Origin of the sequence: Anabaena sp. CCY 0017, assembly GCF_963920885.1 — a bacterium.
In the GTDB taxonomy this organism is placed as follows: domain Bacteria; phylum Cyanobacteriota; class Cyanobacteriia; order Cyanobacteriales; family Nostocaceae; genus Nodularia.
The window spans coordinates 228,226-254,148 of record NZ_CAWUDG010000006.1 but is presented as its reverse complement, the minus strand read 5'-3'; the positions used below and the strand labels follow the sequence as shown (position 1 = coordinate 254,148).

The following is a 25,923-nucleotide window of genomic DNA, read 5'->3' as shown; positions in this document are numbered from 1 at the left end:
AGTAGCATCAATGAAAACAAATGTAATTTTTTATGAACTGATTAAGGAACTACCACAAATATTTTTTGAACTAATTGAAAAACCTGATACAAATCCCAATATTTACACATTCACTGCGCCTGAAGTCAAACAACAATCATTTCGCTTAGATGGCGTATTCACCACAAGAGAGGGATTTGAAAATGAACCTTTATATTTTGTAGAATTGCAAACCTACAAAGATGAAGAATTTTACGAACGGTTTTTTGGAGAAATTTTTGTTTATTTCCGTCAAGAACAACCAACTAATTCAGATTGGTATGCAATTGTCATTTACGACAAACGCATTCACGAAAGCCCACCTCATCCCCGTTATCGGGTTTTAACAGAACAGCATCTACACTGTGTTTACTTAAATGAACTTTCTACAAGAGATGAATATTCTTTGGGGTTAGGAATAGCCAAACTGTTTGTAGAAACACCTAAAAAAGCCCCTTCCTTAGCCCAACAGCTAATCACTCAGGCGAAGCAAAACTTACCTGATGAAAATCTGCAAAAGAAAGTGCTAGCATTTATCCAAGCCATCGTATTTTATAAGTTTCCCACTCTCGCTTTAGAGGAAATTGAAACCATGCTTGATTTAGATGAATTCAAAAATACTCGACTGTACGAAAGTATTTTGGAAAAGACTAAATTAAAATTAGTCCCAAAACTTACTGAGAAAGGTATGAGTATTCAAGAAATAGCAGAACTCTTAGAACTAGATACCGAAATCATTAGAAAACATCTACAAGAACAGTCATAGATAATGCTTTCTCATACTCCCCTCTCCTTGCTAAGGAGAGGGGCTGGGGGTGAGGTTCTTGATTAAATTCGCATTCCTTAGCCTAACTCATTGCTAGTCATAATTAATGGTGGGTTACGCTGCCGCTTTAGCGCAGCCATGCCCCTTGGGCTATACCCACCCTACTGACTAGATGCCCAAATTATTAGGAAACATCTACAAGAATAGTCATAGATAATGCTGTCTCATACTCCCCTCTCCTTACTAAGGAGAGGGGCTGGGGGTGAGGTTCTTAATTCAATCCGCATCTGATTATGCTATATTAACCGTAGTCGTTATGAATACGCTTAATATTATGCCTAACCCCACAGTAGAAAACTTAGTAATTATTGGTTCTGGGCCAGCCGGATACACAGCCGCCATCTATGCAGGAAGAGCGAATTTAAAACCGGTGGTCTTTGAAGGCTTTGAAATGGGCGGTTTACCCGGTGGACAACTGATGACTACTACGGAAGTCGAAAACTTTCCGGGGTTCCCCCAAGGTATTACAGGGCCAGAACTGATGGATAACATGAAGGCGCAAGCTGAACGCTGGGGGGCAGAGTTATATACTGAGGATGTGACATCTGTTGATTTGAGTCAGCGTCCTTTTATTATCCGTTCCCAAGAAAGGGAAATCAAAACCCATAGTATAGTTATAGCCACTGGTGCAACAGCCAAGCGTTTGGGTTTACCCAGCGAACATCAATTCTGGAGTCGGGGTATCTCTGCTTGTGCAATTTGCGATGGCGCGACACCGATTTTTCACGGTGCAGAATTAGCTGTGATTGGGGCTGGCGACTCGGCGGCGGAAGAGTCTATTTACCTGACTAAATACGGTTCTAAAGTTAATCTGCTGGTGCGTTCTGATAAAATGCGCGCCTCTAAGGCTATGCAAGACAGGGTTTTAAATAACCCCAAAATCCAAGTACATTGGAATACTGAAGCGGTGGATATTTTCGGTGATGGTCAGATGGCCGGGGTGAAGGTGCGGAATAATCAAACTGGCGCAGAAAGTGAAATTCACGCCAAGGGTTTATTTTACGCCGTTGGTCACACTCCCAATACTGCCTTATTTAAAGGACAATTAGAACTGGATGAGGTGGGTTATGTTGTCACTAAAAATAATTCTGTAGAAACCAGTGTAGAAGGTGTATTTGCATCTGGCGACGTGCAAGACCATGAATTTCGTCAAGCAATTACGGCTGCTGGTACTGGCTGTATGGCGGCGATGTTAGCTGAACGCTGGTTGTCGTCAAAGGGCTTAATTACAGAATTTCATCATCAGTCAGCTACAGCAGTGAATGAATTAGCACCCCAGCCAGCCAAGAAAACGGAAGCGGAAGAGGAAGCTGGATTTAATTTACAGGCGACACGTCATGAGGGGGGTTACGCCTTAAGAAAATTATTCCATGAAAGCGATCGCTTGATCATAGTCAAATACATTTCCCCTGGTTGTGGTCCTTGTCATACCCTGAAACCGATATTAAATAAAGTGGTAGATGAATTTGAAGGTAAAATCCACTTTGTCGAAATTGACATCGACCAAGACCGAGATATTGCCGAAAACGCCAATGTCACCGGAACACCGACGATTCAATTCTTTAAAGATAAGGAATTATTGAAAGAAGTCAAAGGTGTCAAGCAAAAGAGCGAATATCGTCAGCTAATTGAAAGCCATCTTTAAAGGTTGTTTGAGAAGTTTTGGGCGATTAGAAATCGCTACTACACAAACAAAGTCCGCCTCCGCGGACTAATAAAAAATTGAGCTTTTTAACCCCCGGAGGTGGCCTTCCCTCCGGGAAGACGCTACGCGTCATGTCTGTATAGCCGCGACTTCTAGTCGCCAGGGTTAGTAATAAATTAGACTTTTCAAACACTTCTAAGCCAATTCTCCAGATGGTTTCAGAGAACGAGAGCATCTTATATGTAGAATAGTATCTTGCTTTATGCAGGCGATCGCTCATGGCCATTACCAAACGTCAGCTACCGACATTTCTACGTTTTGCCCAAAATCCCAACCTTTCCCAAAAATTAATGCTGATTGGCATAGCCATCACTCTATTTTTCCTGTTTTTGGCATTCTTCGCACCTGTATTACAAGCTTGGGGATGGTTACAAGACCCCAGAGAGTTCCTGTCTAACCCCATCCAAACACCACCATCAGCTAAATATTGGTTTGGTACAAGTCGCCTGGGACACGATGTATTTTCTCGCACATTGTTTGGCGTTCAAGCTGCGCTGCAAGTAGTGATTTTAGCTACAGCCTTGAGTATGTTTATTGGTGTGCCGTTAGGAATGGTCAGTGGCTATCTGGGCGGTAAATTAGATAAAATTTTACTGTTTCTCATGGATAGCATCTACACCTTACCGGGGCTACTACTTTCAGTGACACTAGCTTTTGTGGTCGGTCGGGGAATTTTCAATGCTGCGATCGCCATTAGCATAGCCTACGTTCCCCAATATTATCGCGTTGTCCGTAATCACACTGTGAGCGTCAAAACAGAGGTATTCATTGAAGCGGCTCAAGCGCTGGGTGCTTCTACTTGGGTTGTCTTATCACGCTATCTATTTTTTAACGTTATTCAAAGCGTACCCGTACTATTTACCCTCAACGCTGCCGATGCCATTTTAGTCTTAGGCGGTTTAGGCTTTTTGGGGTTAGGACTTCCCGAAGAAGTGCCAGAATGGGGACATGATTTAAGACAAGCCCTAGAAGCCCTACCCACAGGCATTTGGTGGACTACCCTCTTTCCTGGTTTAGCCATGACATTAATGGTAGTAGGGTTATCACTACTCGGTGAAGGGTTAAATGAGTTTGTCAATCCTCGATTACGGCGCGAAAATAGAATGCGGAAATAAATCAGGGAACAGTTATCAGTTATCAGTTATCAAGGTGTATGGTGGGTGATTGAGACTTGCCATTAATTGCATCTAAATGGCTGTTTTTGCGTCTAAATATTTTTGAAGTTATTACAGAGAGAGTAGAGTGAAAGATAATATTTCTTTAATTGCGGCTGCTACAGGTGGGTTTATGTTATCCGTTGCTTTGTCCGGCTTGTTACGGGGTACTCCGATGACAGCTTGGCAATTACCATTTAGTGTTCATTCTGCAATGGCGACGAGTTCACAGGTGGTTCTCAAAGAAACAGAAAAATCAGAATTTTTGGATAATAAAACCCAAAAAAGCTAATAAAATTTGTATTCTCCCCTCTCCTTACCAAGGAGAGGGGTTGGGGGTGAGGTTCTGTATTTGATTTAGTGAAGTGGTTAGTTCTGTTTAATATGTTTTCAGGTGGTTAATTCACAAGTAATTGGTATTGATGTGGGGGGAACAGCAATTAAGCTGGGACGGTTCAACCCTGATGGCACTTGCTTACAATCATTGACTGTAGCAACTCCCCAACCATCGACACCAGAAGCCGTTCTAGCTGTCATGGTAGATGCGATCGCGCAAGTAGACCCGTATAATCAAGCTGTGTCTATTGGTGTGGGAACTCCTGGCCCTGCTGATAAAACCGGACGCATTGCCCAAATCGCCATCAACTTACCCGGATGGCAAAATGTGCCTTTAGCAGACTGGTTAGAAGAAAAAACTGGTAAACCCACTGTTATTGCTAACGATGCCAACTGTGCCGGAATAGCAGAATCTTGGTTGGGTGCCGGTCGCCACTTTCGCAACCTAATTTTGTTAACCTTGGGGACTGGGGTTGGTGGTGCGATTATTTTAGATGGTAAATTGTTTGTCGGGCATCAAGGCGCAGCTGGCGAACTGGGTTTAATTACCTTAAATCCCGATGGACCTAAATGTAATAGTGGCAATCCCGGTTCTTTGGAACAGTATGCTTGCATTGGCGCAATTCATCGCCGCACAGGTAAAGAACCCGCCGAATTAGGCGCACTAGCCGCAGCCGGAGATATAGAAGCATTAACTTTTTGGCAAGAATATGGCAAGAATTTGGGGATTGGTTTAGCTAGTTTAATTTACGTGTTAACACCAGAAGCGATTATTCTGGGTGGTGGTGTCAGTGCTAGCTTTGAGTTTTTCTCCCCCGCAGTCAACGCAGAAATTGAAAGACGAGTTATGCCGACATCTCGCGCCGGCTTAAAAATTTTACCAGCAGAATTAGGCAACACGGCGGGAATGGTGGGTGCAGCCAAATTAGCATCATTAGTTATTAGTCATTAACCCAACCAGAAATTCAAAAAGTCCAATTCTAGTAAAGTAGAAACCTAGTAGGGGCGGGTTTATTAAAATTGTTCTTGGTAATTGAGCATATCTGTAAACCAGCCCCTACTTCAAGGCTTTCAGGAATCAAGAATGAGAGTCTTACCCAATTACGAACTACGAATTACGAATTACGAACTACGAATTATCAAAATCCCATTGCTTTGGCTACTGCACCCAATTCAGCATCAATGCCTTGTTTAAATTGGCTATGACTGTGCTTAATGGCTGTATCTGGGTCTTTTAAACCATTCCCAGTCAGGACACAAACCACTGTCGCCCCTGTGGGAACTTGGTCTTTAACCTGCAATAACCCAGCGACAGACGCAGCGCTGGCGGGTTCACAGAAAATCCCTTCTGATGATGCCAAAAGTCTATAGGCATCCAAAATTTCCTCGTCTGTAACGGCTTTGAAGCAGCCTTGACTGGCAGTTTGGGCAGCTATGGCTTTATCCCAACTAGCAGGGTTGCCAATGCGGATAGCTGTGGCGATGGTTTCAGGATGGGAAATGGGGTGTCCATTCACTAAGGGGGCTGAACCGGCGGCTTGGAATCCCATCATTCTGGGCAAGCGATCGCATTTCCCGGCTTGATGGTATTGACAAAACCCCATCCAATATGCTGTGATATTTCCGGCATTACCCACCGGGATACATAACCAATCTGGAGCATTACCCAAAGCATCCACAACTTCAAAGGCTCCGGTTTTTTGCCCTTCCAAACGGTAGGGATTCACGGAATTAACTAAAGTTATGGGATAGCTTTCTGCCATTTCGCGGACAATTTCCAGCGCCCGATCAAAGTTGCCTTTAATTGCTAAAACTTCTGCACCATATAACAAAGCCTGTGCTAACTTACCCAACGCCACATAGCCATCGGGTATCAAGACAAAGGGTTTCATCCCGCCACGTTTAGCATAAGCCGCCGCCGCCGCCGATGTGTTACCTGTGCTGGCACAAATTACCGCTTTCGCCCCAGCTTCCTTGGCTTTGGAAATTGCCATAGTCATACCCCGGTCTTTGAAGCTACCAGTAGGATTCAGACCATCGTATTTCACAAACACCTTTACTTGTCTGCCAATACGTTCTGCGATCGCCGGTACTGGAATCAAGGGCGTATTACCCTCCAATAAGGTGACAACAGGCGTTGTTTCGCTGACAGGCAAGTACTCACGATAAGCTTCTATCAGTCCAGGCCAAGATTGGCGATTAGATTTAGCAACAGACAAACTCACAGTCACAGGCTTTAAAAGTTTTTAACTAAGGATTGGGGATGAGGGAGCGCTGCATTGGCAAAGAAAAAACTGAATTTTTACTTTTTAGCTTTTCCTTCTAGATTTTCTATTTTAGAGGAATATTATCTATCTTTAATGCTAATGTCTCACTGATAATATCATTGTCCGTGTCTGCTGAAGTTACTCTGGCTGGAAAAGCAACAGGGCATCAATTTCAGTATGGAACACAGACCATATAATTACCGTCGCTTATGGATACACCAGTAACTCATTAGGTTATGTGATTAAAAATATACAAGTATTTAACAAAACTTAACCTTAAATTATTGTAATATTTACTAAATGGTGTGAGTCGATTTGTAGATTTTTTTTTAACAATGCCTACTTATTCATCTAGTGTTTCTGAACGTCCTGCCCAGACTCTCTGGGTTAGCGATGTCACAAAGTCCTATTATCAAGATGATCAACAAGCAAAACTGCAACACCTGCAAGCAGAAGTGGATTCCTTGTTACAGCAATTACAAAACCTGAAAAAACAACGTTTAGCGGATCATATTCCAGAAGAATAAACCAAATGTCTTCTCAGCGATCGCCTATAGCCGACAATTGAGAAAACTACTACTCGAAGCGCTGATTTTTATCTGACCAACGTTGGAGGCTATAATTCTGGGCATTCTCTACTAACAATGCGAGAGATTGACTGTGGGAAAGCTTGGCGATCGCTGTCAAAGCTTGTGGAGAAATGTTTTCAAAATCTGTATAAATCACCTTACCACTATCCGACAAAATCAGTGTCCGAGGACGAGACTGATTTGGCTGTGTTTTTGGGGTATCCAAGTTAATATTCTCTAAAGAAGCGATCGCATCAGCTGAGATAGTCAGCACCATTTCTGGCTGAGTATCATTGGTTAAATCAATCATTTGTAGCGGCCAATCACCCAATTGCGCTTGAATCTGCAAAAAGCCAGGAACATCACCCACAGGAAGTTGAGCCGCTTTTTGTAAATAACGCCACATAATCGGCATGAGAGCCTCTACAGCTTGGGGATTTTGTTCATACAGTCTTGTCAGGGTAATAGGAGATGGTTGTACCCATTCCAGCACGAACTCACTCAGCGCTAAAGGTTTGGGTTGGAGAGAATTCTGCTGATAATTAGAAATTTCCGAACCAGCAGCCAATAGCTGTAAAAATCCATTTTGCCACCGCACACCTTTAATAGTGGCAGATGTAATTTGCTGTTCTCCTTGTGAATCCCACACAAGAATCTCAATCATTGGGTTAACATTAATTCCCAAAGTTGTCCAAAAAAACTGGGCGAGAGCAGTTTTGGGAGGTTGTAAATTTCTAAAGGGAGAACTCCGCCAGGTTTTACCATCATAAAAAGTACTTACCTCTACACGATACCAAGCTTGGTTGTCTGTGAGTGTAAGGTCTGCGTTGCTATCTGCTTGCAACCATTCTGAGGAATTAATTTGAGCAATGGGTTGCACCGCACCCATAATTTGACTGCGATGATTAGTTAATGTTTGCGCCTTTGCCACTTCGCCCCTGAGTTGTGGTAACAAACCTTGAACATAAACAAGATTGGCTTGAGTAACTTGCGGTTGGGACTTTAACCAGGAATTAGCGCGTTGTTCCCCCTGCTGGGCTGCTAAAATTAAAGTTGCCCAAGCTTGTACATCTTGTCTGGTGGGATTAACTCGCAACGCTGCCACTGTGCGATTCCACAAACGCCCAGTATCTGCTTTCAGTAAGTTAGCGATTTCTTGGGCATTCTGGGGCGATGCGGTAAATACCTGTAAAGCCTTTGCCCATCGACCATCAATCAACTCTGCCAAGACTTGTTGACTAGGGCTAGCCCAACTGATATCTGCTTGCGCTTTGGTTAATTGAGAATGCAAGCGAATCACATCAACTTGGGCTTGGGCGGCTGCGCTGAAACCTGATTTTTGCTGTTTTTGGATAAATTGCAACCATTCAAAAGCAGGTGTCCATAATCCACTACGAGCAATTAATAAAGCATCTTTATAAGCAGAATCCTGAAATGCTGGTATTTTTAGGGATATCTCAGCCAGTTGAATCGGGTTGAGGTAAAAACTAGTAGATTGAACTTCGTAAACGCTTAATTGGGGTTCTAAACCCACTGTTTGATCAATAACTAACTTCTTTGCACCCCCACCAGTCACCTGTTGCCATTGGGGTAGTTTTCCATTGGGATTGCGCCAAGATAACAACTGTTGTAGGTTCTGGCGTTGAGGATTGTAATAGATAATGTAACCGTAAGCGATCGCATTAGTGTCTTGTTGACGCTGACCCCATAAACTCAACCAACTCCCTGGTGATTGTGCGTCAGATCCCAAAGATTGAATTTCAGTTAAGGGTAGACGAAGATTATCATCTCGGTATGCTAATTCCGGATTAATCAAAGATTCATCTGGCGTAGTGATGGCTAATTGAACCGCCAGATGATAATACCTTTCTGGCTGCGATTGAAATTCTCGGTCTTCTGAGGGCTGGTAAACTCTCAGTTCCACAATTTCTTGACAATCAGACTGACAATTGTCACGCTGCTGAAAAATTGGTAATAAAAATGAGCCTTCCTCCTCATCTAAAGATAAGGATTCGCCGGCTGTTTGTTGTCTACTCAAACCATCGAGAATTTGTTTACGGCTTTGGGGGCGTTCCCTTTCAGTCAAAGGAATTTGCACCCATTCGGGGAGAAATTCGTTCAGCCAACTGACCTGTTCCGGTTGGAATATAAAGAGAATACTCAACCAGATAAAAGCAATAATTAATCCCGCGCTACTCAACAAAAGAGCGATCGCCAGCGTTGACCACAGCCAACTTCGTTGGGACTTTTGCCTGGTTTTTGAGGAGACGCGTTTGTTCGCCTTTGCATCAGACTGATTTTTTTTAGAAGCTTGTGGCGTTAGCTTTCGCCAGCGATTTGCCATTTTAGTTCTTAGTTAAGCAGAGGTTTCTATTTTATATTGTTTCTTTTATACTCCGTCCTTGGCAATGTTGCCTAGAAGTTTTTCACATCAAGCTTCTTTAGCGAAATTTATTCAAGTCAACTTACAAAAAGACTTCTATGCTTTGTAGGCGCGCTGATAGAGACTTTTATAAGTCAAATGCTATGGGGAGATCACAAATACGATGTTGAGCTTAGTGACAAAGTTCAAGGTGATTGGACAGTTATCTGGGTAAGAACACGACCATCACGCGGAAGAACACCAGATATCTTTACCTACTCAGCTAACAAAAGCGGTGCTAATGGACCTGGCTAATCCCTAACTTTACAGCAGTTTTCATGTATTTGAACCACATTTGTCGTAGGGGCGGGTTCAGAGATATGCTCAATTTCTAATCATAATTTAAACAAACCCGCCCTACACCCAGATTTACAGATATGCTCAATTCCTAATCATAATTCCATACAGTTCAGTTAAGCCTAAAATTCAACGTCTACGTAGGTTGGGTTGTTCGCGTCAGCGTTGCGGAGAAATGGAACTAAACCCAACATTTGCATGACTTTGTTGGGTTTCACTTCGCTCTACCCAACCTACAATTTTCTTAACTGAACCGTATTGGTCTATACCCTCTATCTCTTGTTTAAATTTGGTAGAATATTTATTTTTCCCGAATAATAAAAGAGGTTTGGCTGATCACCAAACCTCACTATAAATCCAGTGCATAACAACATCCCGGACTAATGTACCTATTATTTTCCTCCTTAGTCATCTTCCTATGGGATGTGTCCAAATGTCATAAAAGCTGATAAGGGTGTTTCTTGGTATTTCCAAATACATTAGCCAAACAAAAGACGGGTTTTATCCCGTCGATATAGCTTGAAAGTGGCAATACACCTTGGAATTTAGAACAATAGCAAAAATAAGATTTAATGGGTTGTCAGGACAGTAGATGATCTCAACAAAAGGAACAGCTAATTATGCTGAATTCAGTGTTTTAATCAGCATCAATCCTTGCACTGCTAATGAATATATCACATATTAAATTTAATGCGCTGCCATTTTGGCAGATACTCAAAAATACAATTCACGGTTTGGCTTTTGCCCTAAGTATAAATATTGGAAGCTTTTTGGTAATTTATGCAATTTGCCAAACTCTTTTGGTAGAGAATTATTAAAATCATATATTGTTAAAAATATTACAAACTGTCTGGCACATCTGCCGTATGATCAAGGTAAGAGCTATGTGTATGAAAAAAAACCTAAATGTAGTTATAATTTAACTACTAAGACAAATATAAAAATTGCAATTTGACCGAAATCAATTTTCTGGGCAAGACTATTGGCTGCCATATTTTGGATTTCTGCAATTCCACTCTCTGTTGCTAGGTGAGTGCTAACAACCTCGCTAGTCTACGCAAATTGCAATTCAAAAGCGTTAACTATAGAAAGTAACATCTATGTGTGAACTCTTAGTTGCTTAAACTGGAAGATGCTCAATAGTAAGGTTTTACTAATTCTGTTAATATTTTTAAATGTTACAAGAGAAACATAAACGCGAAACAAAACTCGGTTGGTCTTTAGATGAACGAGATCCAAAGTTCATTGAATCTTTGATGCCCTTATTGAGCTTTTTGTATAATTACTACTTTCGAGTTCAGACTAGTGGCTGGCATCACATACCACGTGAAAAAAAAGTCCTCTTTGTTGGCTCTCACAATGGAGGATTAGCGGCTCCTGATATGGCAATGATGATGTATGACTGGTTCCGAAAATTTGGCTTTGAGAAGCCTATCTACGGTCTCATGCATCCCCATGTTTGGAAATTTACCCCGGCAATAGCCAAAATGGCTGCCAAGAGTGGCGCAGTTATAGCTCATCCGAAAATGGCTTACGCTGCTTTGCGTTCTGGAGCTAGCGTACTGGTCTATCCTGGGGGAGCAGAAGATGTTTTTCGGCCGCATGATTTGCGGAATAAAATCTATTTTGCCGGACGACAAGGATTTATCAAGTTAGCGTTACGGGAGAACGTACCGATTGTACCTGTAATTTCTACTGGCGCTCATGATACCTTAATTGTGTTGACTGATGCCTATAAATATTTACAGCAACTCCATGAATGGGGAATGCCTTGGTTGTTTGGCGTTGATCCTGTAGTCTTTCCTATTTATCTGGGATTACCCTGGGGATTAGCAATTGGACCGCTTCCCAATATCCCATTACCTGCGCCTATTCACACACGGGTATGTAAACCTATTGTATTTGAACGCTACGGTCGGGAAGCGGCTTGCGATCGCCATTATGTAAATGAATGCTATGAATTAGTTGTAACTCAGATGCAGCAAGAGCTAGACGAATTAGTTAAACTCAGCGCTCAGAGCTGATTTACAAAAGCAATGGCGAAATTTTTGCTTGCACTTCTTCGGTCACTTCTGGTGGTACAGATTCAACAAACTGAACACCACGAGCCTTCCAGTCTAAACACTTCATTTGGTCTGCCAGAATGACTCCATGAGTTTTTAGCCCAGAGGGTAGAATTACTTCAAAAGGATAACCCTTTTGTTGCTTTGTTATCGGCATGAATAAAGCTAAAGAAGTTTTTTCGTTATATACCTGGGGAGAAATCACAAAAGCAGGTCTATAACCCCTCTGTTCGTGTCCTTTCCTGGGATCAAAGTCTAAATAAATGATATCTCCCCGGCTAGGAACATAAGAATTTGCTAGCGCTACCAAGCTTCGTTCCCCACAGCAACTCCACTATCAACTTCAGCATGGAGATTATCTGGGGTGATTTCCTGAATTAGATCGTCGAGTGAGTACCGCTTAGGCTTTTTCAGCTTAATCACCAAGTTTCCATCTACTACACTCAGATCGACTTCGGAGCCTTCAGTTAAATGGATCTCCTTGGCTAAATTTTGTGGGATACGAACAGCCAGGCTATTTCCCCACTTGGCAATATTTGCAACCATAAGGCATCAATGAATTTAGACGCATAGTATACACTAAAAAAGTAGATACTATGTATCTACAATATAGCACCTATAGTTAGTCTTTCGTTAATTCCAACACTACGACTAAAGCAAGAATAATCCAATTTAAGGGTTCTAACGCTCTTTTATTACTCTCGTCATATAAAAATCATAAACCCTTATTTTTTATGACTTTGATCAATTCAGACGTAGGTTGGGTAGAGGAACGTTAACGTAGTTTGCCGAAGGCGTAACCCAACACCCACAATCCTTGGTTTCGTTGGGTTACTCTACGAGAAGGCTACGCCTACACAAGGCTCCAACCCAACCTACTCTTTTTTCTTTCATCAAAGTCATAAAAGAGCGCTAAGAACTGAAATCAACTTGCTTAGTCTCAGATTACACTGGAACTGCTTGGCGGACTTCTACGGGTTCACCAGTTAAACTAAAAGCCCGAACTTCTGTAATTTTTACCTTGACAATTTGCCCTTTTAATTGATTTATGTCCCCAGTGAAGAAAGTCAAACGATTACCACCAGTGCGTCCCATGACTTGGGTGGGATCTTTGGAGTTTTGGTCTTCGACTAAGACATCTTCGATACGTCCCATATAACGCTGCGATCGCTCGGATGCTTTAACGTTAACTAAATGGTTTAATCTTTGTAGGCGATCGCTCTTAACTTCTTCACTGAGTTGATTTGTCCACAAAGCTGCTGGTGTACCTGGACGGGGGGAATATGCGGCTGTATTCAACAAATCAAAGCCGATATCTTCTACCAACTTCAGAGTATTTTCAAACTGTGCTTCCGTCTCTCCAGGAAAACCCACAATTGCATCGCCACTAATTGACGCATCAGGCATATAATGCCGAATCGTATCAATAATCCGGCGATATTTCTCGTGAGTATAACCCCGTGACATTGCTTTCAACAGTTCATTATCTCCTGATTGAAAGGGAATGTGAAAGTGTTCACATACTTTGGGCAACTCAGCACAAGCCTTAATTAATCGCTCCGTAAAATAACGGGGATGGCTAGTAGCAAATCTCAACCGTTCAATGCCGGGAATATCATGGACATAATAAAGTAAATCAGTGAAATTATGTAAATTGCGACCTTCTGGAGTTGTCCCTGGCAAATCTCGACCGTAAGCGTCAATGTTTTGACCGAGTAGAGTAATTTCTTTATAACCTTGTCGTCCCAGTTCTTCCATTTCCGCACGTATGGCTTCTGGGGTGCGAGATTGTTCTACACCACGCACATTAGGAACCACGCAATAAGTGCAGCGTTCATTACAACCATAAATGATATTCACCCAAGCAGTCACACTGCTATCTCTTCGGGGCTGAGTAATATCTTCCATGATGTGAACCGACTCAGTGGCCACAACTTGATTACCATTTAAAACTGATGTCAGCAAATCTTGGAGACGGTTGGCGTGTTGTGGTCCCATTACCAAGTCCAATTCTGGGACTCTTCGTAATAAGGCTTCTCCTTCCTGCTGGGCAACGCAACCAGCAACAATCAACGTTAAATCAGGTTGCTCTTGCTTGCGTTTGGCTTGTCTACCGAGGTAAGAATACACCTTGTGTTCGGCATTATCGCGAATCGTGCAGGTATTGTAGAGAATCAAATCTGCATTATTGGGGTCTTCCGACCATTCAAAGCCCATGTCTTCTAAAATGCCAGCCATGCGCTCTGAGTCGGCTTTATTCATTTGGCAACCGAAAGTAATAATGTGGTAATGGCGATTAGAAGTAGTCATGGGCGATTATGCTGAGTTAGCGTCACGTAATAAACTTTGTTTCTATTCTATAACTCAGTTATCAGTTATCAGTTACCAGTCAATAGACATAATTGGGGTTAAGTTCTCTAGTATGTCAGCGTGATAACTGATAATTTTTCACTGGTTCATCCCTATTTCCCCAGGCTGCTCAGGTATATTTATTCCGGATTTGCTGGCTCAGATGGAGCTGCTTGGCGACTATTGCGTAATGTATCCCGTAATGAAGATGAGGGCTTGGCGGGTGCTGCTGGTGCTGGTGTACTTGCTGTGGGACGTGGCCGCCGATTTGTACTAGGTTTCGCTACTGGTGCTGGTCTTACTGCTGCTGGCGCTGGACGTGGCGCTGGTCGTGCTGGCGCTGGCGCTGGATTGGTACGCTGACGCTTGACATTACGCAAAGAATCTCTGACATTTGACTGGCTAGGAGTCGGAGTCTTCTTTGTTGCAGATGATGAACCTGCGGCGGTGTTTTGCTGGCTCGGTTGTCTAACTGGTGTTGCTGCTGCGGGTCTGGTGATTGGGGCTGCTGGTGCTGTCGGTGCGGTTTCTCGTCTGGCTCTGACTGTAGGTGTGCTGGTGGTGTTGGTAGCAGGAGTATTTGGAGTCTGCGTGGGAGTGGAACTAGATGCTGCTCTCTGGCGGCTTCTCTGTCTTGCTTGCTCTTGTTCTTTCTTTTTCCGTTCTTGGAGTTCTCGGTGTCGCCGTGAACCTTCGATAGCAAAGTTTGTAGATATTGATACTCCCTCTCTGCCACTCTCTGAGGGTTTGAATTTCCAATTACGGGCTTGCCTCTCGGTTTCTTCGTCTAATCTTCTGTTACCACTGGAGTTAACAATCCGCACATTGGTAACATTACCTTTGGCATCAGTATCAACCGCTACTTCTACTTTTCCCTCAATGCCTCGCCGTCTAGCAAACTCTGGATAGCTGGCACTGCAATCAGTACAAGCTGCACGACCATTACCTGAACCTCTGGAATTACCACTACTATTATTTTGCGGAGCAGTGTTTATCTGTGGAGTTTTGGGTGCAGTGGGTGCGACTGCGATAGGCGATCGCTGTACTCTTGTATTATTGTTTGTATTATTATTTGTCGTGGTATTTGTTCCCGTACCTGAAGCTACTGTATTACTGCTTTGAGTGACTCTGGAATCTCTTAATCCACTTAAAGTTCCTCTGAGTTGTTCACTAGCTTGATTTGTCTGAGGAACTGCAATTGTCGATTCTGATGATGTTGTTGTTGCAGTCAACAGAGATTCTAACTTAGCTACAGATTCCTGGCGTGGGGGACTCGTAGGTTGGGGCTGTGCAGTGGTTGCAGTAGTTGTTGGTTGGGCTGGCTGAGAAACTTTTGGTTGAGTTGGCTGAGAAACCGTTGGTTGGGGTGGCTGGGAAACCGGCGGAGTTTTCACACTCTCAACCTTTGGTGCTGGTGGAGTTACCGTTGGCTGCTGTTGTTGAGGCGCTACAGCAGGCGGGGAAAATGTTGGCTCAATTTTTACTGGAGTTATTGGTGTGACTCTACTCGTAACAATCTTGGTAGGTTCGGGTATTTTAATTTTTTCGGGAATTATTTCCGGTGGTTTTTCTGGTTTTTCTTCTGGAGGGTCTACCGGATCTAAAATTACTAACTCTATTGGTTCATATTGCTCTTTCGGCACTCTCACCAACAAACTACCTATACCCGAAGCTAGTACGCCGATGTGTAGCGTGAACGAACCAATCAGACTGTAAATCAAGAAAGTCTTGAGAGCTTCAACTTCTTGGGAACGATGTTTGATAGTAATGCCGGAAAAGCTCATAGTCTATTGCTACCTATTCTCACTTGTCTAGCTATATTAAAACGCACAGGCTGAAAATATCAAGTAAAAATTTAAAATTCTTTCAGTAATCATACGAAAACCTGTTTTAGCCCACACTTCCCAATCCATTCCTGAGCATTAGGCTTGTGTGCCTCTAGATTGTTTAGTTTAAATTATTTGTTATGTCACGAAATATAGATAATAATTATTTTTTTTATAGACTAATATTTTATTTTAATTTTTCGCGAAATAGTATCAATTATTCTGACTCATCCTAAATTTACCAGAAAAAGTGTATATTAAATCACAAATTAACTATGTTCAGAGTATTCAATTATTAAGTCAGTATATATACTTGTACAATCTCCCTTCTCTTGACCTTCGCGTAGCGTCTCCCTTTGGGAAAATGCCGTGTACACACAAGTCTAAAAACGTTTATTTGCATAGGGTGCGTTAACCCATGCCATGTTGACACATTAATATCTTTGGTATGCGTTATTTATTTTAAGATAAGAATACAGAAGCACTTTCAATTTCAATAGTAACCTTGAGTAGTTTATCTAGCGGTTAATAGCTGGTTAAAAAAAATTACACCACAAAAATCTGTCTTTGAAGTAGGCTTGTAGCATCTCAACGCTTGTATTATTTTTATGACTTCCTTGATTCGCTTCTTGATGTGCGCCCCTGACCACTACGATGTGGACTATGTAATTAATCCCTGGATGGAAGGGAATATTCACAAGTCTTCACGCGATCGCGCCGTAGAACAGTGGCAAAAACTCTACCACATCCTCAAACAACACGCCATTGTCGATTTAGTACCGCCCCAGATTGGTTGGCCTGACATGGTGTTTACCGCCAATGCTGGTTTAGTATTGGGGGAAAATGTTGTCCTGAGTCGATTTCTCCACAAAGAACGTCAGGGAGAAGAACCTTTCTTCCAAAACTGGTTTGAGGAAAACGGTTACACGGTGAATTTACTCCCGAAAGACTTACCCTTTGAAGGTGCTGGAGATGCACTTTTAGATCGGGAAGGACGTTGGTTATGGGCTGGATATGGTTTTCGCTCAGAATTAGATTCTCACCCTTACTTAGCTAAATGGCTAGATATTGAGGTGCTGTCCCTGCGCTTAATTGATGAGCGCTTCTATCACCTAGATACCTGCTTCTGTCCTTTGGCTAACGGCTATTTATTGTATTATCCCGGCGCTTTTGATGCTTATTCTAACCGCTTAATAGAAATGCGAGTTGCGCCAGAAAAGCGCATTGCAATTACCGAAGCTGATGCTGTCAACTTCGCCTGTAATACGGTGAATGTGGAAAGCATCGTGATTATGAACAAAGCCAGCAATGCTTTAAAAGCACGTTTAGCAGATGTTGGTTTCCAAGTCATTGAAACCCCACTGACAGAATTCCTCAAAGCAGGTGGTGCTGCTAAATGTCTCACACTGCGAGTCACAGAACCACTAGATGCAGAAATTCATGCTAATGTCTCGGTCGAAAGCCGGGTAATTCGCATGGAAGGTCATTTGCTTGACTCTGGTTTGATTAACCGGGCGTTAGATTTGATTGTGGATACTGGCGGAAGTTTCCAAGTGATGAATTTTAACTTGGGAGAACAACGCCAAAGTACATCTGCGGCTGAGGTGAGAGTTTCAGCGCCTTCTCATGAGGTGATGGAAGGAATCATCTCTGAGTTAATTGATTTGGGTGCTGTCGATTTACCCCAAGATGAACGAGATGCTAAATTACAGCCTGTAATTCAAGCTGGTGTGGCTCCTGATGATTTCTACGTCAGTACGATTTATCCTACGGAAGTGCGGATTAATGGTGAATGGGTGCGGGTAGAAAATCAGCGTATGGATGGCGCGATCGCCATTACTCAAACTGCCAATGGTTTAGTCGCTAAGTGTAAAATATTACGTGACTTAGAAGTGGGAGACAAAGTAATTGTAGACGTACTAGGTATCCGTACTATCCGCAAAACAGAATCCCGCGAACAGCGTAATTCTCAAGAATTTAGCTTTATGTCCTCTGGGGTTTCCAGTGAAAGACGTGTGGAAATTGTGGTGGAGCAAGTCGCTTGGGAATTACGTAAAATTAGGGATGCTGGCGGTAAAGTAGTTGTCACTGCGGGTCCTGTGGTGATTCACACTGGCGGCGGCGAACATTTGGCGCAACTGATGCGGGAAGGATATGTACAGGCGCTCTTGGGTGGGAATGCGATCGCAGTCCATGACATAGAGCAAAATATGATGGGGACTTCCCTCGGTGTAGATATGAAGCGGGGTGTAGCCGTCCGTGGTGGACATCGCCATCACCTCAAAGCCATTAATACTATCCGCCGTTATGGCAGCATTGCCAAGGCTGTGGAAGCGGGAGTGATTAAAAGTGGCGTGATGTATGAGTGTGTCTCTAATAACATACCCTTCAGCCTGGCTGGTTCGATTCGGGATGATGGACCTTTGCCTGATACCCAAATGAATTTGATTAAGGCACAGGAGGAATACGCCAAGCTGATAGAGGGTGCGGAGATGATTTTGATGCTGTCATCAATGCTACATTCTATTGGAGTGGGAAATATGACTCCGGCTGGTGTGAAGATGGTCTGTGTAGATATTAATCCAGCTGTAGTGACTAAGTTAAGCGATCGCGGTTCTGTGGAATCAGTGGGTGTGGTGACTGATGTCGGTTTGTTCCTCAGTCTGTTGATTCAGCAGTTGGAAAAGTTGACAAATCCTTATGTTGCTAGTGTAGGTTAATAATTGTTTCGCGCAAAGGCGCAAAGACGCAAAGGATTTTTCGGTGCGTTTTTGTGTCTTTGTTTTTTCACGCAGAGACGCTCCAATGGAATTTTCTCAGAAACTCTTTTAAAACAGGAGGCTCAATACATGGTAACTAAAGGTTGGCAAAGTGCTGGTTATGTAGAAGGAAAAGAATGGGAAGTCAAGAATCGCACGAAGTATGTTTTAGCACGACCAGTTGGTAATTATAATAGTGATGATCCACATTGTCGGATTGACTTTGACCGAAACGGCAAACTTGATTGGTCTACTTTCCATAGTAATTTAGATGGGTACTTTGGAATGCGAGAGGTAGTCAGAACTGCAATTACGATGGCTTTCAGTTAAGATTTGTATAAAATTAAAGACCTAGAGCAGATAGAGTTTATTTTATACTTAGCCTATCTGCTTTTTTAGATTTAAAAACACTCAATATTTATGGATTCAATTTGAACAATTTATTCTATAAATACACTTTTTCGGTTTCGTATAATTCTATCCATTGCATAACCAAAATGAGTGACTTAGTTACTTGTATAGAATGTGGACATTCTCCAGTTAGCTCTAAGGCTTCTCAATGTCCAAAATGTTCAAAAAATCCTCATGGACATATTTGTAAATTCTGTAGTACAAAAGTTGCAGATTCGCAAGCGATAGTAGAGAAAGAAATTATCACAACTAAGGATAGAGACTATGAAAATGGTGAATGGGTTACAAAATGGTATGACCATATTGAATATCATCATTTTCATCCAGCGTGCTTAAATCAGATTAATAATATTAAATATAATTGTCCAACTTGTTCGGCAATTAATACATCATTCACTCGTTCATGTTTTAAATGTGGTCATCCTTTTGAAGTGAGGCAATGTAATCACTGCCGACAGCCAGTCCTAGAAGCATTAGCTATTAAGGGAGTTGGTGTTTTAGGCAAGGATAATTACTTCCATATAATTTGTGCTAACAAAATTAGACCAACATGGCAAGCAGATGAAGCTGACGCTAAAGCCAAAGTTAAAGCAGAACAAGAACGCGCTCAACGCGAAACCGAAGAAGCAAGAATAAAAGCTCGTCAGCAGGAAGAAAAAGCCAGACGCAAGCAAGAAAGAGAAGAGTTTTTAAATAGATTATTTGTAGCTATAGGAACAATTATAGGATATGGGCTTTCGGGCTGGCTTCTAGGAAAATCTTCCCCATTTTGGTGCTGGATCATCTTAGGCTGTAGTGGATTAATATCATTTGGATGTATTGTTTATAGAAAAGAAAATAAAAGATCAGAACAAGAAGAGACCGTGGAGGGAACTCTAGGAGGTATTTCTGGTATTACTGTTGCTTATGGACAATGGTTAAATCACCATAATTGGGGTTGGTCTTTTTTTGGTTTATGCGTAGCAGGTTTCACAGTCTCCGGAGTAGGTAGCTTTTATGTTGATGACCAGAATGGAAAACCACTATATTTCAACAAATTTTTTACATTCCTAGTAGGTTCTGTCAGTTGTTGTTTAGGTTTATGGTTAAGTTGGCTACTACATTCAATATTTTGATGAAAAATATTACTAAATGAAAGGTCAAATGTATCCTTTTAAGCCACTATTGCACCAAAAAAATATAGACATACAATGTGTAAAGCTTATGCTCTCCAAGTTATACTAAATTAATAACTGCAATCCTTTAAATAGTATGAGTGAAACCCTGGCTGATATTGCAATACCACCGCAGTTTCCTGATCATACTCAATTACCAGAGTCTGATGGTACATTCGTGTAGAACTTTCAAGAACATCCCCAAAGCATAATTATTACAGACTCAATAATTCAAACTTTACAAAAATTACATCCCGATGGACAATTTTGCATAGGTCAAGATTGTGGGATTTATTGGCGCGAAACACAACCACCGGAAAAAGGTACAGTAGCACCAGATTGGTTTTATGTCCCTGATGTAGCACCAAGATTAGAAGGTAAAATTCGCCGTTCTTATGTATTATGGCGGGAATATATTCCCCCATTAATTGCCATAGAATTAGCTAGTGGTAATGGTGATGAAGAGAGAGACAAAACACCTCTACCCTTAGCTGGTAATCGTGAAGGTGCAAAACCTGGGAAATTTTGGGTATATGAAAGAGTAATACGCATTCCCTACTATGCTATTTATGAAGTTAATAATGAGAAATTAGAAGTTTATCACTTGGTAGATTTTTCCTACCAAAAAATGCAACCTAACGAACGCGGACATTACCCAATTCCCCCTTTAGGTGTAGAATTAGGACTATGGCAAGGAAGTTATTTAAATAATCCTGAGCAACTTTGGCTGCGCTGGTGGAATTTAGATGGTAATTTATTATTAGTCGGTAAAGAAGAAGCCCAATTACAAAGATTAAGGGCTGAACAAGCAGAACACAAAGCAGCACAATTAGCAGCACGATTGCGAGAAATGGGTATTGATCCAGATACAATAGATTAAGAAATTTTTCTCGCAAATTAAGAAATATGCAAAGGGTTATTTTGTCAAGGGAGTTACAGGTTAATTGGGTGAGTTTTATTGCTGATTTCCTGTTGGTGGGGATGGTTTTTGGTCCACCTATTGCTCCTTTTTTGGCTGCGTCTGATGTGTCTTTGCTGAGTAGGATTGCGGACATTATTTATTTCATGGGTAATCATGTCTGTCCGCAACCTGATATGGGTTTGGATTTAGCACCCCCGTTTATTATGGCTGTTTGTATGCGCTGCTATGGTACTGTGACGGGGTTGCTAGTTACTCGATTTTTATATGGGGTAACTGGTGGAAAGGGTTTTTACTGGTTAAGTCAATATGGTTGGAATGGTGCAGCTTTGGCTAGTGTGCTGATGATGGCTTATCCTTTGGAATTGGCTGCACAGATTTTCGGGTTGTGGGATTTTAATAATTATTTAGTTACACCCTTTGGGTTAATTACGGGTTTGGCTTGGGGTTTATTTACTATGCCGATTTTGCATGAGTAGGGGCGCAAGGCCTTGCGCCCCTACCACGTGGTTTATTTACCTGAAAATAGCTGTAAGTTAGGGACTTCCAAGATTGTGATCATGGCAGATATCACATCACGGGAAGAGTTACGGTGAATGCTGTACCTATTCCGACTTTACTATCAACTAAAATTTCTCCACCATGCGCTTCAACACATTTCTTAACAATAGACAAACCTAAACCAGTTCCCGGAATTCCTCCAACATTGGCTGCACGATGGAAAGGGTGAAACAGCATTGGTAAATCTTCTTTGGGAATGCCAATTCCACAATCTTGAATACGGAAAGTTACGGTGTTTTCTTGAGCAATGAGTTCAAACTTAATTTTCCCCCCTGTCCGTGAATATTTAATCGCATTGCCCAGTAAATTCCCTAAAATATGACGCAGTAGGATTTCATCCCAAACTGCATCAGCTAATTTTCCTACACTAATGAATTTTATAGTTAAGTTTTTCTCCCGTGTACTCAATTGAGCTTCGTCAATTAGTTGTTGACAGAATAATTCCAAATCTAAACCAAAGAGTTCACATTCAAGTTTTCCAGCATCGGCTTTACCTATTAATGAAACTTCATCTAATAGCTGTGCCATGTTTTTGATGGCTGAACGAATCATTTCAAAATGATTATATTTTGTCTCTTTGGTGAGTTTTTCATCATAATTTTGCAGTAATCCCGCAGCTAAGAGAATGGTATTCAGAGGATTACGGATGTCATGAGAAAGCATCGAAACAAATTCAGATTTAAACTGATTAAGTTCATTGGCTTTTACTAGTTCCGCAGTTCGTTCTTCCACCCGTACCTCTAAACTTTGATTCACTGTGCGTAATGTTTCCAAGGCTTGCTTACGCTCAATTGCATAACATACAGAACGAACCAACACATCAACATTTACCTGTCGCTTCACAAGATAATCTTGCGCTCCCTGGCGTACTGCCTCAATTGCCAAGTCTTCATCATTGGTATTTGTTAATACTACAATTGGGGTACTGGGAGCATGATTCATCAGTACAGGTAGGGATGACAATCCTTGACTGTCAGGTAAGGTAAGATCCAATAAAATGACATCATAATTTTCCCTAGTTAATGCGTTAAGTGCTTCATTTAATCGCTTCACATGAGTTAAACGAAATTCTTTAGAGTCCGCTTGTCGCAAAAATTCCAGCAACAACCTAGCTTCTGGCAAGCTGTCTTCAATTAACAAAACTTTTACTAAGTTGCTCACAGTCATCATCTTTGGGTTTCACCCCCTTTTTTTTAAGTGCTGAGTGTTGAGTGCTGAGTTAGTAGGGGCGGGTTTAAGCAATCAGTCTGTGGTTCGTCGAAATCCTTAGTAAACCCGCCCGTACAGCAGGGCTGAGTTGGGAAAGTTCTGAGTGCTGACTAAGTTTCTTCCCCCCTGCACCCTGCACCCTGCCCCCCTGCCTCTTCCCCCCTGCCTCTTCACTCTGATGGTAGCGTGACGGTAGATAGCCAGAAGTCTTCGATGCCTTTGACAATTTGAAAAAGCTGGCTGAGGTTGCGGGATTTAGTGATGTAGCAATTCACGTGTAGGTCGTAACTGTGAAAAATATCATCTTCATTACGAGAGGTTGTTAAAACTACTACCGGAATCCGTTTGAGTGCTGGATCAGCTTTAATTTCTGCCAGCACTTCTCGACCATCTTTTTTGGGCAAATTCAAATCCAGCAAAATCAGGTCTGGACGAGGTGCATCAGCATACTCGCCTTCCTGACGTAAATAAGCCATTGCATCCATACCATCTCTGACTGTTACCACTTGGTGCGGTATTGAGCTATTTTTTAATGCTTCTTGGATCAGGCGGACATCGGCTTTGTTGTCTTCAACCAAAAAGATGGTTTTGAGTTTTTCTTCCGTTTCTACGCTCACGGTCACGTCCTCCCACGGGAATGGTAAAATAGAAGGTTGAACCTTCTCCGAGTTGTGATTCTACCCAGATCCGCCCCCGGTGGCACTCAATAATCTTTTTGCAGATGGCTAGACCCATACCTGTACCGGGATATTCATCTCGCGTGTGCAAGCGTTGAAAGATGATAAAAATGCGATCGCTAAATTGGGGATCTAGGCCTATACCGTTATCTTTTACCCAGAATAACCACTCATCTTCTAACCTTTCGGCTCCTATATGGATTTTTGGTGGTTCATCGCTGCGGAATTTGATGGCGTTAGCAATGAGGTTGAGAAATAGCTGCATCAGTTGGGTACTACCAGCCATGACGGTGGGTAAGGGATCATGGGTAATAGTTGCCCCAGTTTCGGTAATGCGTTGGCGTAAGTTGCTGAGGGCGCGTTCTAAAGGTGTTTCTACTTCAGTCAGTTGAAAGGCGATCGCCTGAGTATCTACTTTAGAATATACCAACACGTCATCAATTAAGGTCTGCATTAAGCTGACTCCTTCGACGGCGTAGGTAATAAATTCCTTAGCATCTTCATCCAGTTGTGCTTCATAGCGCATCTCTAACAACTGCACATAATTAGCCACTTGATTTAATGGTTCTTGCAAGTCATGGGAAGCGACGTAGGCAAACTTTTTCAGTTCGGCGTTGGAACGTTCTAAATCATGAGCTAATTGTGCTAGTTCATCGGCTTGACGCAGAACAATATTGACAATTGCTTTCCGCAATTCTAATGCGGCTTTAATTTCCACATATCGCCACGGTAAAGAGGTGAGGCTGACTGTTTCTTTCCACAGTTCAAATGATTTACGGGGACACAAACGCACATTACCATCTGTGTGACTCACTTCAAAAGCTTTATGAGGATCACCACCCCAATTCACAGTTTGAATTACTTCTGGTCGGAACCATAAAACATAATTGCGCTGGGAAATGGGAATTGCTAATAAACCACTGGCGAGATTTTTAAATCTTTCGGCATCTGGATAGATTTGTGGTAAAGAATCTGTGTAGAAAACTTCATCGTCAACGTTATTTTTTAACCACTGTACTAAGAAATTCAGGTCTTCTGGTTGAGGAGTTTCTCCAATTACTGTACATTCTTCACCAAAACAGACAGCCGCACCTTGAGCGCTGGTTAAATCCAACAAATTCGGCTGATTTTTCAGCAAACCATCAATAAAGTTTTCTTCTTGAGACATATATTCCACTAGCTTGGTTTGAATATATGTCAAATTCATCCGATAGTCGTAATCTTCTGTTTCCTCTCTGGCGGAGATTTCTGAAAATATGACTCGCCCTAAAAATTCACAAGCTTTCCGCAATTCATAAGAAACATATTTGGGTACTTGATGATGACAAGCTATTAATCCCCAGAGTTTTTGGTCTTTAATTAAAGAAATAGTCAACGAAGCACCTACACCCATATTGTGTAAGTATTCTGTATGACAAGTAGCGGCGCTGCGCAGAATTGAATTAGTTAAATCAACCGGGCGATCGCTCAATGGATTTTGAGCCGGTATAATCTGTATTGATTGGGCATGAGAATCGGGAATGATTCTGATGGAATTAGCAACGAATAATTTTCTGGCTGGTTTGGGTATATCTGACTCAGGATAATGTAATCCTAAGTATGGTTCCATACTTTCTAGTTTTTCTTCGGCGATGACTGAACCATGTCCGTCGTCATCAAATTTATATAGCATCACCCGATCAAATCCGGTGACTTTTCGCACTTCCTGCACAATTATTTGGCAAAAATCATGCAAATTTGCCGTTTTTTCTAATTGATTAATCGAAGCTTTGGCTAAATGATAAAAACTCAGAAAAGGAATATTTTCGCGAGAAACTGCGGGTTCTAGCTCTAGAATCAAAAATCCTTCGGAATTGCGGTGAAAAACTGCATCAAATACTGCATATTCATCACCTTTTTTTCTTGCCCAAATTTTTGTAGGATTGATAAATTCCAGATTACCTTCTGATATACCGGTTTTAATTCTTTCGATTTGAAACGGATCTAGCAGGTCTTCTAGTTTTGTTTGCAAAATATTTTCAGGATGAATTCCAAAAATACTCCAAGTATTATTACTAATTTGTAATATTTTTAAATCTGGTTCTTCTAAAACCAAAAGCACCCCGTGGGGTTGAATATGCTTAAAAAGATGTATAGGAGCCTCTTTTAAGCTATTTACATTAATCCCTGGCAGTTCTAATTCTATACTCATTATGATCCGATCCTCCTCTGTTATTTGGGAGCATCAAAAGTAGAGTTGATATTTTTTATTATATATAAGCTACTCTACTTAGATGTTATTATGTAATATTTTTCTAATTCAACAAACAACGTATCGAAACATTACTGATGATTAACAATTGAGAAATTTCATCCAGTTCCTCAAATTTCAATGTTCTCACTTAATCTTGTTTTCATCAGC

Annotated in this window: 20 protein-coding genes and 1 pseudogene; 12 read left to right on the top strand and 9 right to left on the bottom strand. The window is 41.7% G+C overall.

What is annotated here, in order from left to right; all coding sequences use genetic code 11:
* Window positions 1-10: 10 nt before the first annotated feature.
* From ACM0OW_RS10330 to ACM0OW_RS10310, 5 genes are all read left to right on the top strand, one after another.
* Window positions 11-784 carry an Rpn family recombination-promoting nuclease/putative transposase gene (locus ACM0OW_RS10330; protein ID WP_414549963.1) on the top strand — a complete coding sequence of 258 codons (774 nt, stop codon included), beginning with the start codon at window positions 11-13 and terminating at the stop codon, window positions 782-784.
* Between the two features lie 334 nt (window positions 785-1,118).
* On the top strand, window positions 1,119-2,489 hold the full coding sequence (trxB, locus tag ACM0OW_RS10325; protein WP_414550020.1) for a thioredoxin-disulfide reductase: 1,371 nt from the start codon (window positions 1,119-1,121) through the stop codon (window positions 2,487-2,489).
* Between the two features lie 278 nt (window positions 2,490-2,767).
* Window positions 2,768-3,664, top strand: coding sequence for an ABC transporter permease (locus ACM0OW_RS10320; RefSeq protein WP_414549962.1), 897 nt, complete (start codon window positions 2,768-2,770; stop codon window positions 3,662-3,664).
* Window positions 3,665-3,791: 127 nt separating this feature from the next.
* Window positions 3,792-3,995 (top strand): hypothetical protein, encoded by a 204-nt coding sequence (locus ACM0OW_RS10315; RefSeq protein ID WP_414549961.1) that lies wholly within the window; start codon window positions 3,792-3,794, stop codon window positions 3,993-3,995.
* Window positions 3,996-4,097: 102 nt separating this feature from the next.
* A complete protein-coding gene (locus ACM0OW_RS10310; RefSeq protein WP_414549960.1) occupies window positions 4,098-4,991 on the top strand; it encodes an ROK family protein in 894 nt (297 codons plus the stop codon).
* Window positions 4,992-5,178: 187 nt separating this feature from the next.
* On the opposite strand, the gene thrC is transcribed toward ACM0OW_RS10310, so the two are convergent.
* Window positions 5,179-6,270: a threonine synthase gene (gene thrC / locus ACM0OW_RS10305; RefSeq protein WP_414549959.1), complete on the bottom strand. Its 1,092-nt coding sequence runs from the start codon at window positions 6,268-6,270 to the stop codon at window positions 5,179-5,181.
* Between the two features lie 371 nt (window positions 6,271-6,641).
* Here thrC and ACM0OW_RS10300 point away from each other — a divergent pair, with 371 nt between their 5' ends.
* Window positions 6,642-6,833, top strand: a complete 192-nt coding sequence (locus ACM0OW_RS10300; RefSeq protein WP_414549958.1) for a hypothetical protein — start codon at window positions 6,642-6,644, stop codon at window positions 6,831-6,833.
* Window positions 6,834-6,882: 49 nt separating this feature from the next.
* Here the strand turns inward: ACM0OW_RS10300 and ACM0OW_RS10295 are convergent, their stop codons facing one another.
* Window positions 6,883-9,219: a hypothetical protein gene (locus ACM0OW_RS10295; RefSeq protein WP_414549957.1), complete on the bottom strand. Its 2,337-nt coding sequence runs from the start codon at window positions 9,217-9,219 to the stop codon at window positions 6,883-6,885.
* Between the two features lie 1,550 nt (window positions 9,220-10,769).
* Here ACM0OW_RS10295 and ACM0OW_RS10290 point away from each other — a divergent pair.
* Window positions 10,770-11,618, top strand: coding sequence for a lysophospholipid acyltransferase family protein (locus tag ACM0OW_RS10290; protein ID WP_414549956.1), 849 nt, complete (start codon window positions 10,770-10,772; stop codon window positions 11,616-11,618).
* 1 nt (window position 11,619) lies between these two features.
* Here ACM0OW_RS10290 and mazF read toward each other — a convergent pair whose 3' ends face one another.
* The 4 genes from mazF to ACM0OW_RS10270 all read right to left on the bottom strand — a co-directional run bounded on the left by mazF (window position 11,620) and on the right by ACM0OW_RS10270 (window position 15,790).
* Window positions 11,620-11,967, bottom strand: a complete 348-nt coding sequence (gene mazF / locus ACM0OW_RS10285; protein ID WP_414549955.1) for an endoribonuclease MazF — start codon at window positions 11,965-11,967, stop codon at window positions 11,620-11,622.
* The gene (locus ACM0OW_RS10280) at window positions 11,961-12,203 is read right to left on the bottom strand and encodes an AbrB/MazE/SpoVT family DNA-binding domain-containing protein (protein ID WP_414549954.1); all 243 of its coding nucleotides are present in this window, start codon (window positions 12,201-12,203) and stop codon (window positions 11,961-11,963) included. The genes mazF and ACM0OW_RS10280 overlap by 7 nt, the downstream gene beginning before the upstream one ends.
* A gap of 399 nt (window positions 12,204-12,602) precedes the next feature.
* Window positions 12,603-13,967, bottom strand: a complete 1,365-nt coding sequence (miaB, locus tag ACM0OW_RS10275; protein ID WP_414549953.1) for a tRNA (N6-isopentenyl adenosine(37)-C2)-methylthiotransferase MiaB — start codon at window positions 13,965-13,967, stop codon at window positions 12,603-12,605.
* Window positions 13,968-14,146: 179 nt separating this feature from the next.
* Window positions 14,147-15,790: a TonB family protein gene (locus ACM0OW_RS10270; RefSeq protein ID WP_414549952.1), complete on the bottom strand. Its 1,644-nt coding sequence runs from the start codon at window positions 15,788-15,790 to the stop codon at window positions 14,147-14,149.
* Window positions 15,791-16,440: 650 nt separating this feature from the next.
* On the opposite strand from ACM0OW_RS10270, the gene ACM0OW_RS10265 reads away from it, so the two are divergent.
* The 5 genes and pseudogenes from ACM0OW_RS10265 to ACM0OW_RS10245 all read left to right on the top strand — a co-directional run bounded on the left by ACM0OW_RS10265 (window position 16,441) and on the right by ACM0OW_RS10245 (window position 21,554).
* On the top strand, window positions 16,441-18,552 hold the full coding sequence (locus tag ACM0OW_RS10265) for a TIGR00300 family protein (RefSeq protein ID WP_414549951.1): 2,112 nt from the start codon (window positions 16,441-16,443) through the stop codon (window positions 18,550-18,552).
* Between the two features lie 129 nt (window positions 18,553-18,681).
* Complete coding sequence (locus tag ACM0OW_RS10260; RefSeq protein WP_414549950.1) at window positions 18,682-18,921, top strand: hypothetical protein; 240 nt, start codon at window positions 18,682-18,684, stop codon at window positions 18,919-18,921.
* Between the two features lie 167 nt (window positions 18,922-19,088).
* Window positions 19,089-20,117 carry a hypothetical protein gene (locus ACM0OW_RS10255; RefSeq protein WP_414549949.1) on the top strand — a complete coding sequence of 343 codons (1,029 nt, stop codon included), beginning with the start codon at window positions 19,089-19,091 and terminating at the stop codon, window positions 20,115-20,117.
* Between the two features lie 136 nt (window positions 20,118-20,253).
* Window positions 20,254-21,036 (top strand): annotated as a pseudogene (locus tag ACM0OW_RS10250) (Uma2 family endonuclease).
* A 26-nt stretch (window positions 21,037-21,062) separates the two neighbouring features.
* Window positions 21,063-21,554 carry a DUF2085 domain-containing protein gene (locus tag ACM0OW_RS10245; RefSeq protein WP_414549948.1) on the top strand — a complete coding sequence of 164 codons (492 nt, stop codon included), beginning with the start codon at window positions 21,063-21,065 and terminating at the stop codon, window positions 21,552-21,554.
* Window positions 21,555-21,645: 91 nt separating this feature from the next.
* Here the strand turns inward: ACM0OW_RS10245 and ACM0OW_RS10240 are convergent, their stop codons facing one another.
* The 3 genes from ACM0OW_RS10240 to ACM0OW_RS10230 form a co-directional block, all read right to left on the bottom strand.
* Window positions 21,646-22,806, bottom strand: a complete 1,161-nt coding sequence (locus ACM0OW_RS10240; RefSeq protein ID WP_414549947.1) for an ATP-binding protein — start codon at window positions 22,804-22,806, stop codon at window positions 21,646-21,648.
* A 209-nt stretch (window positions 22,807-23,015) separates the two neighbouring features.
* Window positions 23,016-23,462 (bottom strand): response regulator, encoded by a 447-nt coding sequence (locus ACM0OW_RS10235; RefSeq protein WP_414549946.1) that lies wholly within the window; start codon window positions 23,460-23,462, stop codon window positions 23,016-23,018.
* A complete protein-coding gene (locus ACM0OW_RS10230; protein ID WP_414549945.1) occupies window positions 23,416-25,713 on the bottom strand; it encodes an ATP-binding protein in 2,298 nt (765 codons plus the stop codon). The genes ACM0OW_RS10235 and ACM0OW_RS10230 overlap by 47 nt, the downstream gene beginning before the upstream one ends.
* Between the last annotated feature and the right edge of the window lie 210 nt (window positions 25,714-25,923).